The sequence below is a fragment of the Gracilibacillus xinjiangensis genome, from assembly GCF_042651765.1.
Classification (GTDB): Bacteria; Bacillota; Bacilli; order Bacillales; family Amphibacillaceae; genus Gracilibacillus; species Gracilibacillus xinjiangensis.
This window is the reverse complement of record NZ_JBHSDT010000007.1, coordinates 1-14481: the sequence shown is the minus strand read 5'-3', so window position 1 is coordinate 14481 and position 14481 is coordinate 1. Positions and strand designations below refer to the sequence as shown.

The 14481-nt window shown below is 36.4% G+C and carries 17 protein-coding genes; 1 reads left to right on the top strand and 16 read right to left on the bottom strand.

From position 1 onward, the window contains the following. Window positions 1–77 precede the first annotated feature (77 nt). The 5 genes from rsmA to metG form a co-directional block, all read right to left on the bottom strand. Window positions 78–962: a 16S rRNA (adenine(1518)-N(6)/adenine(1519)-N(6))-dimethyltransferase RsmA gene (rsmA, locus tag ACFOY7_RS10850; RefSeq protein WP_390252098.1), complete on the bottom strand. Its 885-nt coding sequence runs from the start codon at window positions 960–962 to the stop codon at window positions 78–80. Further along, window positions 962–1516, bottom strand: a complete 555-nt coding sequence (gene rnmV / locus ACFOY7_RS10845) for a ribonuclease M5 (protein WP_390252097.1) — start codon at window positions 1514–1516, stop codon at window positions 962–964. Before rnmV ends, rsmA begins: the two co-directional genes overlap by 1 nt. Before the next feature lie 128 nt (window positions 1517–1644). Further along, on the bottom strand, window positions 1645–2886 hold the full coding sequence (locus ACFOY7_RS10840; RefSeq protein WP_390252096.1) for a ubiquitin-like domain-containing protein: 1242 nt from the start codon (window positions 2884–2886) through the stop codon (window positions 1645–1647). A gap of 185 nt (window positions 2887–3071) precedes the next feature. Then, on the bottom strand, window positions 3072–3839 hold the full coding sequence (locus ACFOY7_RS10835) for a TatD family hydrolase (RefSeq protein WP_390252095.1): 768 nt from the start codon (window positions 3837–3839) through the stop codon (window positions 3072–3074). Window positions 3840–3935: 96 nt separating this feature from the next. Then, complete coding sequence (gene metG / locus ACFOY7_RS10830; protein ID WP_390252094.1) at window positions 3936–5876, bottom strand: methionine--tRNA ligase; 1941 nt, start codon at window positions 5874–5876, stop codon at window positions 3936–3938. A gap of 304 nt (window positions 5877–6180) precedes the next feature. Between metG and ACFOY7_RS10825 the strand changes: the two genes are divergently transcribed. Next, window positions 6181–6459 carry an AbrB/MazE/SpoVT family DNA-binding domain-containing protein gene (locus ACFOY7_RS10825; RefSeq protein WP_089743990.1) on the top strand — a complete coding sequence of 93 codons (279 nt, stop codon included), beginning with the start codon at window positions 6181–6183 and terminating at the stop codon, window positions 6457–6459. A 364-nt stretch (window positions 6460–6823) separates the two neighbouring features. Here ACFOY7_RS10825 and rsmI read toward each other — a convergent pair whose 3' ends face one another. The 11 genes from rsmI to ACFOY7_RS10770 form a co-directional block, all read right to left on the bottom strand. Then, complete coding sequence (gene rsmI, locus ACFOY7_RS10820) at window positions 6824–7690, bottom strand: 16S rRNA (cytidine(1402)-2'-O)-methyltransferase (RefSeq protein WP_390252092.1); 867 nt, start codon at window positions 7688–7690, stop codon at window positions 6824–6826. Continuing rightward, window positions 7650–7967: a GIY-YIG nuclease family protein gene (locus ACFOY7_RS10815; protein ID WP_390252091.1), complete on the bottom strand. Its 318-nt coding sequence runs from the start codon at window positions 7965–7967 to the stop codon at window positions 7650–7652. Before ACFOY7_RS10815 ends, rsmI begins: the two co-directional genes overlap by 41 nt. Beyond that, a complete protein-coding gene (locus ACFOY7_RS10810; protein WP_390252090.1) occupies window positions 7951–8697 on the bottom strand; it encodes a tRNA1(Val) (adenine(37)-N6)-methyltransferase in 747 nt (248 codons plus the stop codon). The genes ACFOY7_RS10815 and ACFOY7_RS10810 overlap by 17 nt, the downstream gene beginning before the upstream one ends. Before the next feature lie 150 nt (window positions 8698–8847). Next, window positions 8848–9192, bottom strand: coding sequence for a DNA replication initiation control protein YabA (gene yabA / locus ACFOY7_RS10805; RefSeq protein ID WP_390252089.1), 345 nt, complete (start codon window positions 9190–9192; stop codon window positions 8848–8850). Between the two features lie 15 nt (window positions 9193–9207). Continuing rightward, on the bottom strand, window positions 9208–10035 hold the full coding sequence (locus ACFOY7_RS10800) for a PSP1 domain-containing protein (protein WP_390252088.1): 828 nt from the start codon (window positions 10033–10035) through the stop codon (window positions 9208–9210). A gap of 6 nt (window positions 10036–10041) precedes the next feature. Next, window positions 10042–11031, bottom strand: coding sequence for a DNA polymerase III subunit delta' (holB, locus tag ACFOY7_RS10795; RefSeq protein ID WP_390252087.1), 990 nt, complete (start codon window positions 11029–11031; stop codon window positions 10042–10044). 86 nt (window positions 11032–11117) lie between these two features. Continuing rightward, window positions 11118–11558, bottom strand: a complete 441-nt coding sequence (locus ACFOY7_RS10790) for a YaaR family protein (protein ID WP_390252086.1) — start codon at window positions 11556–11558, stop codon at window positions 11118–11120. A 24-nt stretch (window positions 11559–11582) separates the two neighbouring features. Further along, window positions 11583–11912, bottom strand: a complete 330-nt coding sequence (locus tag ACFOY7_RS10785) for a cyclic-di-AMP receptor (RefSeq protein WP_390252085.1) — start codon at window positions 11910–11912, stop codon at window positions 11583–11585. Further along, complete coding sequence (gene tmk, locus ACFOY7_RS10780; RefSeq protein ID WP_390252084.1) at window positions 11909–12556, bottom strand: dTMP kinase; 648 nt, start codon at window positions 12554–12556, stop codon at window positions 11909–11911. Before tmk ends, ACFOY7_RS10785 begins: the two co-directional genes overlap by 4 nt. Window positions 12557–12576: 20 nt before the next feature. Next, on the bottom strand, window positions 12577–14013 hold the full coding sequence (locus tag ACFOY7_RS10775) for an aminotransferase class I/II-fold pyridoxal phosphate-dependent enzyme (protein WP_390252083.1): 1437 nt from the start codon (window positions 14011–14013) through the stop codon (window positions 12577–12579). Between the two features lie 15 nt (window positions 14014–14028). Then, entirely contained in the window at window positions 14029–14223 is a 195-nt protein-coding gene (locus ACFOY7_RS10770; protein WP_390252082.1) for a sigma factor G inhibitor Gin, read from the bottom strand. Between the last annotated feature and the right edge of the window lie 258 nt (window positions 14224–14481).

Below are 14481 nucleotides of genomic sequence, written 5' to 3'. Positions count from 1 at the left end.
ATTTGTTGATTGGATTTGTATTAAAAAGCTGATAATTTCTAATGCTCCAGAAGAGCTTACAAACAGCCAGCCGGGTTTTATTTTTTTGTTATATGAAATAAATAATTACTTAAGCGAGCAAATTCCTCCATTGACAACGATTCAGCTCTTCTTGTTCCATCTATCTCTGTTCCATCAAAAGTTTCTTCGATTGTTTCTTTTGATAACACATCTTTAAAATGTCGGATTAAATTATTTCTAAGTGTCTTTCTTCGTTGTTGAAAACTTGCTTGTACTAAATCAAAAAAGAATGGCTCATCGTTCAATTTTACTGGCGGTTGATCCCTCATGGATAAATGAAGGACAGCCGAGTCTACTCTTGGCTGTGGCATAAAAACAGTTTTTGGCACAATCATCCCAATACTTGCTTCAGTATAATATTGTATAGCAATCGATAAAGAGCCATATTCTTTTGTGTTCCTTACAGCAGCCATTCTCTCAGCTACCTCTCTTTGTATCATTACAGTTATACTTGATAAAGGTAACTTCGCCATTAATAACTGCATCAGAATTGGTGTAGTAATATAATATGGCAAATTTGCCACAACCTTTATCTCTTTTCTATCCGTAAAGAGTTCGGAACATAACTCTCTAATATCGGCTTTTAAAATATCCTGATTTACAATTTTTATATTGTCATAAGACGCTAACGTCTCATCTAAAATTGGAATTAACCGTTGATCAATTTCAAATGCCATTACTTGATCTGAATGGATCGCTAATTGCTCTGTTAACGCTCCAATACCAGGTCCTATCTCAATTGTATTAACTTCCTTGGTAATCCCCGCTAAATGCATAATATTTTTTAATATATTCACATCGACAAGGAAGTTTTGCCCTAAACTCTTTTTAAAAGCAAAACTATACTTTTCTAAAATCTCTTTCGTACGCCTAGGTGTAGCAATCGCTTTATGCTCACTCATTAAATTTCCTCCTGTTTAATCTGTTCCATCACTTTATAAAAGTCGTTCTTATCTATCTGAAACATTTGTAATCTTTTTAATAACTGTTTGCCATTCACATAACCAATCCTTAAGGCTAGTCCCAATTTCCATCGCCTGTCTTTAGCACCATTGCCTCCAATTAAGCCATACTCCAATAAATCAGCTCGTGTGATGTTGCTGTCCATCTCTTCTGCTATTTCGTATACTTTACTTAACGCTTGGCGAATCACTTCAACAGAGGCATGCTCAATACCTAGCCCTTTGCCGCCTTTAGCAACCGCTTCTTCCTTTGTTAGAAAAGCATGTTTGCATCCTGGTACTTGTTCATCAATTATGTTACGTATACGCTGTCCTGGATAATCCGGATCCGTGAACACAATCACACCTCTCTTTTGTTTAGCGTGTGCAATTTGTTCTAACGTATATTTATTTATCGCTGATCCGTTTGTTTCAATCGTGTCTACGTCAAGTGCTTGCTTTAACTTAGCTGTATCATCTTTACCTTCTACAACTATTATTTCTTTTATTTTCACCAAATATCCTCCATTCTGCTCATAAGGGACATTGGAAAGTCCTTTTCACATTATAACACGTGTCAGTTAGTTAGAAAGCTTTATAAATAAACAGAAAGGGCTTATACAGTGTATAAGCCCTTCTATAGTTATTTATATATTTTCACTTGTACTGTTCTACTGCCAAAATTATGTGCTTGTTGTAATGTCGGCATATGAACATCGATTTTATTGCCTTTAATTGCTCCGCCAGTATCTCGTGCAACTGCATAACCATAGCCTTCTACCCAAACTTTTGTCCCTAAAGGGATTACACTAGGGTCAACTGCTATTACACCTTGAGGATTTGCTTTCAGGTCATACCCAGTTGATGTTAACCCTCTGCCATCACATGAAGCGCAATTCCAATTATATGCTGTTGCTTTCATATATAGTGTAGTAACTTCTTGCCCGCTGCCCCGTGAGACTGCTTGTGGTGTTGCCGGTTTGCTAGCTGCTGTATTGCTTACAGTATTTGCGACAGGTGGTGTTTCCACTTTCGTACCTACTGCAACAACCTTTTCCTGACTCTCTTTAGTAACTTCTTCATTCACAAGCTTACGGGAAACTTCTTCCCCGTTTTCTAATACCACTTCATAATGCTTTTCAACAACGCCCTTTTGTCCTTCTTTTACTACTTTTTCTTTTCCTTTTTGAAGGTCGGCATTGCTTTTCTTCACGACGGTAAAATCAACTTCCTCTTCGACTATATCGGTCACTTTTTCGACTCTTGTAATATCGATTTCTGTTTCGGCATTTACTTCCTCAGACTTTGCAGGTGACACGCGATCTAATTCAGACAATTCAATAGTGGTTTGATCAAGTAGTGTTTCTACTGTTCCACCGACTGTCCAAATATTCTGCTCTTCTCCTGCATCGTTGATAGTTACCAGGAATGCTTTTTCAATAACCAATTCCGTTTGATCAACAATTTCCTCGTTTAAGCTTAGCGAAACATGATCATGTTCTGAGATTTCAATCCCTGATTCTTCTATGAATGCTTCTACGGTATTTGCCGTTGTATGGTATGTTTGTTGTATGTCACCCTCCGTTACAATAACTTCTTTGGCAACAGTAAGTTCGATTGTCATCTCAGTCTTGACGGTGTCATTCAGATTGTGTGTTAGTTCATCATGTTCTTGCACATCAATGGCAAGCTCATCAAGTACATCTTCTACAGTATTGGCATGTGTGCGTACTGTAATCTCTTCTCCTTCTTGAACAACAGTAACTTCAGCTTTCGATAATTCAAAGAATAAATAGCTAATAGTTCCAATGATAACAAGTAATGTAACAGCATAAACAAAGTCCTTGTTATTCAAGAGTTTTGGCAAGTTTAAAAGACGTTTCATGAACATATCACCCCTCCTTCTTCTCGCCGTTGTATTATATAAAGTTAAATAATCGCTGTCAAACAGGCTTTTCACTAAAAAAGAACGAATAAACCTTGAATTCAAAGGGTTTATTCGTTCTTTGCGAAGAAATATTTCAAATTCATTACATTACCGTAACAAACGTGACAAGCTCTTATTTTAAGCTAGTTTATCCCAAATAATCGCTTGGCATTTTCGGTTGTTTTCTCGCTCAATTCGTTATAATGAACATTACGTAATTCAGCGATTTTTTCTGCAACCAGTTTGACATATGCCGGCTCATTTCGTTTGCCCCGATTTGGATGTGGTGCCAGAAAGGGACAATCAGTTTCGATTAATAACCGGTCTTCTGGAACCACTTTCGCTACTTCCTTCGGAAATGTCGCATTTTTAAATGTTACAGGACCACCTAATGAGATATAAAAGTTCATTTCAAGACAATCATTGACATAGTCGACAGAATCATTATAGCAATGCATTATTCCGCCAACTTCCCGCGCATTTTCTTCTTTTAAAATGGAGATAATATCTTCCGTTGCCTCCCGATTATGGATAATAATCGGTAAGTTAACTTTTTTCGCTAAATTAATTTGTTTACGGAAAACTTCTTTTTGGACATCCTTAGGTGATTTATCCCAATGATAATCCAACCCCATTTCACCCAGAGCCACAACTTTAGGGTGTGATGCTAGTTCTTTTAACCAATTTAGTTCTTTGTCTGTCATATCTATCGCATCAACAGGATGCCAGCCAACAGCTGCATAAATATAATCATATGCTTCTGCCAGTTCAATCGCTTTCGGAATTGTTTCATGATCAAAACCGACAATCACCATGTATTCGACACCGGCTTCCTTAGCCCTTGCTATAACCTCTTCCCTGTCTTCATCAAACTGACTAACATTAAGGTGTACATGTGTATCAAATAACAATTATATTTCTCCTTTCTTCTCTTTAATCTGAATTTTTTCGTAATTCAAACAAAGTGAAACGCTTATCCACTAGTAGATAAGCGCTTTTACTATTTTTTACTTCACCACTGAACCGTTCGGTAAGTCTGCCTCCACCGTTGCCAGTGAAAGATTACCATCACTATCTTCCCCTGATAATATCATTCCCTGTGAGAGTTCCCCGCGTAATTTCACTGGTTTTAAGTTCGTTACACAGATAACCTTTTTCCCAACAAGTTCTTCCGGTGAATAATATTTGGCAATCCCTGAAACAACTTGTCGTTTTTCTGTTCCAAGATCCAACTGAATTTTTAGTAATTTGTCAGCTTTTTTGACTTTTTCTGCCTGGATCACTTCTGCTACACGTAAATCTATTTTCATAAAATCGTCGTAAGTAATTTCATTAGTTTCTTCTTCTTTTTTCTCTGGCTCTGGTGCTTTCATTAAATCTTTGATTGTAGTTACTTCTTTTTCCACATCGAGACGCGGGAATATTGGGTCCTTCTTAACAACTGATGTACCTTCCTTTACCACACCAAATGTCGATAGACTTTCCCATGTCTTATCCTGATCTTCGGTTACCCCAATTTGTTCAAAGATCTTCTCAGGTGTTTGTGTCAAGAATGGTTGCAGCAATACCGCAATTCGGCGCAGGCTGTCAACAAGGTGTGCCATTACGTTGCCTAGTCTTTCTTTTTTACTATCATCTTTTGCTAACACCCATGGCTCATTTTCATCAATATACTTATTTGTACGGCTGACATATTTCCAAATTTGAGTCAATGCAACAGAAAAGCCCATTTCATCTAGTGCATCTTCTACATTTTTGATTGTTTCTTTACCTAGTTGTTCAAGTATTTCATCATATTCTTCTTCTGAGGACTTAAATGCAGGGATTTTCCCATCAAAGTACTTCTCAATCATTGCAACTGTACGATTTAGTAAATTACCCAAATCATTTGCTAGATCATAGTTAGTTCTATCAACAAATCCTTCTGGTGTAAAAACGCCGTCAGAACCAAATGGTACTTCTCTCAATAAATAATAGCGTAATGCATCTAATCCATATCTCTCCGTTAAATCAATTGGATTAACAACATTTCCTTTTGATTTGGACATTTTGCCATCTTTCATCAAAATCCAGCCATGTGCAAATACTTTTTTCGGTAATGGTAAATCTAATGCCATAAGCATAATCGGCCAATAAATGGTATGGAAACGGACAATCTCCTTACTCATTAAATGAACATCTGCCGGCCAGTATTTTTGATAAAGAGAATCATCATCTGTTCCATAACCTAATGCAGTGATATAATTCGACAATGCATCGATCCATACATAAATGACATGCTTCGGATCTCCAGGTACTTTAATCCCCCAATCAAAAGTTGTCCGAGATACAGCTAAATCCTCTAAGCCTGGTTTAATAAAGTTGTTGACCATTTCATTTTTACGGCTCTCTGGTTGAATAAACTGAGGGTTCTCCTCATAGAACTCTAGTAATCGATCAACATATTTACTCATTTTGAAGAAATAAGATTCTTCTTTAACTTGATCAACAGGTCCGCCACAATCAGGGCAGCGTCCATTATCTAATTGCCGCTCTGTAAAGAAAGACTCACATGATGTACAATAGCTTCCTTCATATTCATCTAAATAGATGTCACCTTGCTCTAATAATTGAGCAAATATCTTTTCGACAACCGCTTTATGACGGTCTTCAGTTGTCCGGATAAAATCACTGTATGAGATATCCAGCTTCTTCCATAGATCCTTAATCCCGCTGACAATATTATCAACATATTGCTGTGGAGTTACACCTGCTTCATTCGCTTTTTTCTGGATTTTCTGCCCATGCTCATCGGTTCCAGTCAGGTAACGAACATCATAGCCTCGTAATCGTTTATATCTTGCCATTGCATCACCAGCAACAGTACTATAAGCATGTCCAATATGTAGATTCCCGCTTGGATAATAAATGGGTGTAGTAATATAAAAAGTTTTCTTTTCCTCAGACATTTCCTCTACCTCCTCATGTACACATTGTACGTGAATTTCGCTATAATTTTAATCAGTCTGCTTTTATTGTAGCGATTTTTCGCCTACATTTCCATTATTATTGCACTTTTAACATGTTTAGACAAAGATATACTCCCATTTGTCAAATTTAACATATCCTTCATCTATCTGCTATATTCTTAAAAAATCTAGAAATTTCATGTATTTTAGTTTGACATTAATGGCAACTAATGGTATTATAACGCTATAGATGTCGAATATTGACGAAATTGTTTTTTATTTATCGAAAAAGGGGAGAATAAGTATGAAATCAACAGGTATCGTACGTAAGGTGGATGAGTTAGGGCGTGTGGTAATACCGATCGAACTTCGTCGTACACTTGGAATCAATGAAAAAGACGCATTAGAGATTTATGTAGATGATGAAAGAATTATTTTACAGAAATATAAGCCAAACATGACATGTGCCATTACTGGGGATATTTCTGACGATAACTTAACACTAGCAGATGGCAAACTAGTTCTAAGCCCTGAAGGTGCTCAAGTACTTATTGATGAAATTCAAAAAAAGCTAAATAAATAATAAGACAAGCAGAAATCCCACTATATATGTAGTGGGATTTCTGCTTGTCTATTAACCGTTCTCCATTATCCAGTTACAGGTTTCTAATCCGTAGATGTGCTATCAAATAGATGAACGAGACTAATGCTGCCTCTTGTGACTATTATTGGGTCTACCAGAATAGAGCGGGCTGTTTTTCTTACCGTTAATAGTGTCGGCTTAAAAACCTGCCTCTTTCCTATAATTCGCATGGATGGAACTAAGATGCAGGTAAGCCTTTTGAACAATTTTCCTGCCAGCAATCTGTTATCTGTCATCACATATCTAGAATTGTCCCCTTATAGTTCCATATCCAACCTGATTACTGGATGCCGCATATTTTATATTATTTTGTATGATAAGCTTGATATACTTCTCTTTTAGGAATTCCACGCTGTAATGCAACCGCCTTAATTGCGGCTTTACTGGTCAGTTCTTCCTCATCCATCATCTTCTCTACATGATCTTTTAAGGATAGATCAATCCACCAATCTTCTATTTCAACAGGTTTCCCTTCGACAACAATACAGCATTCCCCTTTAAAAGTTTCATTTTCTGCCCAATTTGCCAATTCTCTGAGTGACCCTCTTGTATACTCTTCGAATTTCTTCGTCAATTCCCTCGCAATACTAACTTGACGATCGCCTAATGATTCAAATAAATCTGATAATGTAGCTGATATCCTGTGTGGTGATTCATATAAGATGAAGGTTTTCTCTAATTTTTTTAAGTAATCTAACGCTTCATTTTTATCTTTATTTTTTCTCGGTAAAAATCCGTAAAAGTAAAAATGGTCTGTTGGCAGCCCTGAACCAACTAATGCACATAGAGCTGCATTAGCACCCGGCAATACAATGACAGAAATATCCTGTTGAATAGCCGCTTTTATAATTTCATATCCCGGATCAGATACACCAGGCATCCCTGCATCACTAACTAAAGCTAATGACTCCCCGCTATGTAATTTCTCGAGAATTTCCTGCTGTCTTTCGATTTTATTATGTTCATGATAACTGAGCATCGGTTTCTTTATCTCAAAATAATGGAGCAGCCTCCCCGTGTTTCTTGTATCCTCCGCCAATACAAGATCGGCTTCCTTTAAGATACGAAGTGCTCTCATTGTAATATCCTCTAAATTACCGATCGGGGTTGGTACCACATATAAAGTTCCTCTATCGTTTGCTTCCTGTTGAAAGCTTTTTTGGATTTTCATGATCTCCATCCCTTTCTTGGCCATTTTCACGAATCAATTGTAATTTTCCCTTTTTTGAAAGTTTCTTTATCTTTGCCTCTAGTTTTAATGCTTCGGATTTTGTATGGCATTTTGCCTGATAAACTACTTTTAAAGGGCCGCGGCCACGGGTATATTTTGCTCCCTTCCCATCCTTATGCATCTTTAATCTTCTTGGAATATTTGTTGTGTAACCTGTATATAGTGTTTGATCTTTACATTCTAATATATAAACATAATGATCATTGCTTCTTACCATATAATATCCCTTCTAATTCTTCTGTATAATCTCCATTCTCCTTAAATGCATAAAGTGGCGGGAGAAGTTTTACATCCGGTTTTCCATCGCGAATTGCTTCTATTAACAGAATATTCGCTTCCTTGCCCTTCTTCGGATAAACAAATCGAATCCGCTTTGGTTCTAATTTATATTTTCTAAAAAGTGTTACCATATCAACAAAACGAGAGGGACGGTGCACCATCGATACTTTCCCTCCTGATTTAGCTAATTGACTGCAAACTCTTACAACATCTTCTAACGTACAGTATATTTCATGTCTAGCAATCGTTAAATACTCATTGTGATTATGGTGGTCTTTGTTTTCTGTTGAGAAATATGGCGGGTTCACTGTAACATAATCAAATTTATCATTACCATAATAACCAGGCATATCCTTTAGGTCACCATGAATCATATGTATTTGGCTCTCCAGTTGATTTAGTGAAACATTTCTGACAGCCATATCATATAACCGCTCTTGAATTTCTACCCCAGTAATTGGTACCATCGACCTCTTAGATAATAGCAATGGAATGACACCATTTCCCGTACATAGGTCGATAATCTTTCCTCGTTTTTTTGGTACATTAGCGAAATGAGCCAGCAAGACAGCATCTAAAGAAAAGGCAAAAGCACTTGGACTTTGAATAATTTTCATTTTCTCATCTGCTAGTAAATCATCTAATCTTTCGTCATCTTTTAATTCCATCTGAAACTACCTCTCCTGTATTCAATTAGTATATCATAACCACAAACCAATTGTTCAGCAAGTTAAGCACACGATATGAAGGGCTAACCAAGTCTAGCGACTAAGAAAAAGACTGACACAACTGCGCCAGCCTTCCTTTTCTATCGAGATCTATTTCGTTTTATTAAGGAATAATAAACAGAATAAACAGTCACCATCTTGCCGAGGACTTCCAAAATGGACATTACAGATATGGAAGCCTTCTTCATATAAACGAGCTAGATTATCATAGCCTTCCCCTACTGTTAAATCTTGCTCTTCTGGATTTGTGCTTTCACTGTTTTCTTCAGATTGTTCTTCCATTCGTTTACGCAAATGATGGTTTTCCATTTCTAATCGGTGATTTTCCTCTAACATATCACGTAATTGTTGTTTTAAATCACCTAATTGCTGGTACAATTGACCAATTTGCTCTTCCATATGAGATACTTGTTCAAATAGTTCTTTTTTTGTCACGTATTTTCCACCCCATTATTCTGCGGCCTGGGTTTTTATAACTCCTTCTTCCATCAATTCATCTAACGTATACTCTACAACACGCTCTTTTTCAGGAATTTCAATCTGAATTAATCTCTCTAATATATTTAATCCAACCACTTTTCCTTTTCCATAAGAAGTCTTAATTTGTTCTCCTAAGTCTGGTAATTCACGTTTTGCTGTCTCGTAATCATCATTCTCATATTTCAAACAACACATGAGACGACCGCAAAGGCCAGAAATTTTCGAAGGATTTAAAGAGAGACTCTGGTCTTTTGCCATCTTGATTGATACTGGCTCAAAATCCCCTAAGAAAGTTGAGCAACAAAGCATGCGGCCACAAGGGCCAATGCCACCAAGGAGCTTAGCCTCATCCCTTACCCCAATTTGGCGTAACTCGATCCTTGTCTTAAATACTGAGGCCAAATCTTTTACTAAATTGCGAAAGTCAACCCTGCCATCAGCAGTAAAATAGAAAATAACTTTATTGCGGTCAAAAGTATATTCCACATCAACTAAGTTCATATCCAATTGATGCTCTTTGATTTTTACCTGACAAGTATCGTATGCCTCTTCCGCCACTTCCTTATTTTCTAATACTACCATTTTATCCTTCTCGTCCGCCATCCGAATCACTTTTTTCAGTGGCAGTACAATATCTTCTTCATCGACTTGTTTATTTGCTACGACAACTTTACCAAACTCAATCCCGCGAACAGTTTCTACGATAACATAATCCTCTGTTGTAAAACTTAATTCACTGGGATCAAAATAATATATTTTACCCGCTTTCTTAAAACGGACTCCTATCACTTCTATCACTAACATTCACCTCTGTATTTGAAGTGTTAATTGTTCTATCACTAACTGCGGATGCACATTTTGTTCGAGCTTCCTTTTTGCTTCCATGATAGTTTGGAGATGCTTCGTTATATCTTGCATTGACCAATACATACTAGCCTGTTCTAGTTTTTCCATTTGATGAAGAAAAACAATAGAGGAAGGATCGTCCATATGATAATGAATGACATCACGAAACCATACTAACAATAAGTCTAGCCCTTCTTGCAATTGATTTTTCTCTTTAAAATGCGGCATCCACTGTGTATGCACAAATATTGGCACTTCATTTCGATTATTTTGAAGCATTTCAACTAATTGTACCACTAATTTTCTTGCCTGTGCAAACCAAGTATCTTTACTTTTGTCTAATGCTTCATCCAAGTTTCTTGTGAAAGTTGTTAGTATTCGGGCATTTGCGTCTGTTAAACCTGAATCGATTAATTTCTTTTCTAATTGTTTCGGATTTAGGGGCTGCAGGGATAAAATTTGACACCTTGAACGGATCGTAGCTAAAAGGGACTGACTATTTTCTGTCAGAAGAACTGCCGTCGTCTCTGAACTGGGCTCTTCTAGAAACTTTAATAAACGATTGGCTGCATTGTCCGTCATTTTATCCGCATGTTCAATAATGTAAACTTTTTTATTAGATTCTAAACCTGTATAAGTAAATTCTTTTTTCAGGTGTGCGATCTGGTCTGTTTTTATGGAGGCTCCATCTGGTGTAATAACATGAACGTCGGGATGGTTCCCGCTATTAATCCTTTTGCAATCCACACATTCCTGACAAGGCTCAAATTGATTTCTATTTTTACAAAAAATACTCTTTGCCAATAATTGCGCCAATGAACTTTTGCCTGTCCCTTTATCACCATGTAATAGGTATGCATGGGATATTCTATTTTTCCTAATACTATTTGTAATCATTTTCGATACAACAGGTTGTTGTCGAAACATATCTTCCCAACTGTTTACCATACATCTTGCCTACTTTCATTTTCACTAAAATGCGTGCATTTATTGTTTTAAAAAGGATAGATTAGCAATTCTAATCTATCCCTTTTCTATGTGTATAAATTGATTAATAATCCCTTTATTTCACCAATTAAATCAAGAATCTGAATCGAATTCTTTTCTTGGTCTAATACATTTTCTGTTAGTTCGATCAGCTTTTCATCTATTTCTTCTACAATACTAAGCTTCCTGTTATCGCCATCAAGCAGAAAACTATGTGACTGCTTAATACCTAAACCGAAATCCACGGTTTCTTTAAGAAATCTCTTTACCATTCGTTTATATGCAGCTAAATCTTTAAATGATCGAAATCGTGCAATTCTCTTCCCTTGTGCTGTTATCTCTGACATTAGTTTACTTAATTCTGCTTGTTTTAGCTGTGTTGACTGGGTGCGGACCATATTATCAAATTGCTGGCCATTTGGCCTTCTTTGATTATCGCCTTTCTTTAGTGCATCCAGCTGTGTTCTCATATCCTGACTGATCTTCACCAGATAAGCCTCCTGCCTTTTTCATTAAAATTGATGGAAAGCATCAACAGGGACTACAAATACAGTTGCTCCGCCTACCTCTACATTAATGGGACGGGGAATGTAAGAATCTGCATTACCGCCTAAAGGGGACACAGGAGATACCATTTGTTCTCTCTGACTGCAGTTATCTTTAATGATTGCTAACGCATCGTCAACATGCTGGTCTTCACAACCAACCATTAAGGTAGTATTCCCTTCTTTTAAAAATCCCCCTGTTGATGATAGCTTTGTCGTTTTAAAGTTTTTCTCACTCAGTGCATCAACTAGCCGATTACTATCCTTATCCTGAATGACTGCCAAAATTAATTTCACAAAGGCTCCCTCCTATCGTTTGTAATGAAATCATTAATAACACTATATGCATTCTTTTCTACAGTTATTATATCAAAACTAGCATTAATTTTCTTTATTCTATCAGGAAATTTCTTAAGTAAGCCGTTATAAGCTTCATATACCTTTTGATGAAAAGACAATTCCTCTACATCTAAGCGATTCACTTCACGCTCTTTATTTTTTTCGATTCTCGCCAAACCATCTTCTGGTGTTATGTCTAGTAATATAGTCAGATCCGGCATGTAATCATCGATTGCAAATTGATTGATTTGATAAACTTCGTCTATTCCTAAGCCCCTGGCAACACCTTGATAGGCTAAGCTGCTATCAACAAATCTATCACATAAGACGATTTTGCCTTCATTGATTGCAGGAATTACCTTTTCAACTAGATGCTGTCTCCTTGCTGCCGCATATAATAGTGCTTCTGTTCTGGCATCCATTTCTGTATGTGCTTTATCTAGTATAACTTCTCTTATTTTTTCAGCAATGAGAATACCGCCTGGTTCCCTTGTAACAACAACCTGGTAGCCTTCTCTCTCTAAACGATGAGCTAATTGTGAGATAACTGTTGTTTTACCAGCACCTTCTCCGCCTTCAAAAGTAATAAATAAACCTGTCAAAATTAATTCTCCTTCAATACCTAGTCAAAAACATTAAGTCCTTTAATATCTCCCGATGGATGAAATGTAATATCTCTATTTCGCAATTGTTTTATTAATTCCACATGTTCAGCAGTGACTTCTTCCCCTTTTGCAATTAAGGGAATGCCAGGTGGATAAGGGATGATTGCTTCACTTGCTATAAGACCGATACTATCATCTAATTCTACCCATTTTGTTTTCAGCATTTTCATATGTTGATAGGAATAAGCAAGTTTTTCTGTCCTGTATATAATATGATGATGATTATTTTCTATTTTAGCATGTTTTTCTGCTGATTTGCTGTATTTTTGCAAATTGGCTTTTACTTTTTCTACAGCAAACCTCAAATCTTTTATTTCTATAGTAGGTTCCATTCCAAAAATAAATAAAATATCTTGATCTGTTTTTAATTCTGCTATAATATTCTCTTTTTCAAAATAAGTAAAAATTTGATTTGATGAAACATATGGCATTGTTTTTATTACTATCTTCAGAGGATCATCGACCGTTTCTAACTGCCACCAATCATTGGAGCGGAAAATATATCGCACTTCTCTTATATAACTGGATAATTGCTCATACATTTCCAGTGTATAGTTAGCTAAATAATGTCTTGCAATATCTAAGCTTATCATGATCAAATAAGATGGGCTACTAGATTGTAATATTTGCAAATAATGAGTAACTTTCTGTTTGTTTATTCTAGTATTATCGGGTATATGTAAATATGCACCCATCGTTAGCGCTGGTGTCATTTTATGGGCTGACTGTATGACAATATCAGCTCCTAAATCAACAGCTGATTTATTTTTGAAGTATGGTACAGAAAAATGACATCCATGGGCTTCATCTATTAATACAGGGATATTATACTGATGTGCTATTTCGATTATTTTCTTTAAGTCAAAGGTTTTTCCAAAGTAGTCTGGATATGTCAGTATTAAAGCCTTCGCATCTGGATTGCTTTTGCAGGCTTTTTCTATTACCTCTATAGAAGGATGTTCATAACGGGTGGTTTCATGATTAAATTGTGGTGCTAAGAAAACCGGTCTTGCACCAGCTAATTCTAACCCATTCAGAACTGATTTATGGCAATTTCTTTGTACTAAGACTAAATCATCTGCATCACACGTTGCAAGAATCATTGCTAAATTTCCCACGGTACTGCCATTCACTAAAAAAAATGTCGCATCTGTCTGAAACCAATCTGCAGCAATCGATTGTGCTTCTTTAATTACACCATCTGGTGCGTGTAAGTCATCCAGTCCAGGGATTTCAGTTAAGTCGAGTTTCATAACCTTTTCAAAGAATTCATATCCTTTTTGAGCAAATATTTGACCATTTTTATGCCCTGGGACATGCAAAGAAAACGGAGACTTTCTAATATGATGAATCGCCTTATCTAATAAGGGTGTGTTCACTTGGTTGCATTCCATTCTATTACCTCTTTTTTACATAGTAAATGTCGATTGATTAATAGCTTTTAACTTCTTAACATAGATAGAGTATACTTCATCACTGGGATCTGTTGCTACTATCTCCTTCTCGCATTCTGCACAGATAAATAATTGATATAAATAAATCCCTTCCTTTTTTGTCTTATCACAAATCCCACAATGTTTGGTTGATTGTTGTTTATTATTCATTCTAAACACCTCCATTACTTATTGTGGCCAATCTATGAAAATATATTCGTATTTTATTATTTTTCTCATTCGACTGCTTTTTTGCTTTTTCACGTGAAACATTTTATCGAATTTACTCACTTTTTATCATAAATTCCAACATATGAAAAAGACCTCTTAGTTTTCGAAAAAACTAAGAGGTCTAACAACTGCCTGGCAACGTCCTACTCTTGCAGGGGCAAAGCCCCAACTACCATGGGCGCTGGAGAGCTTAACTAC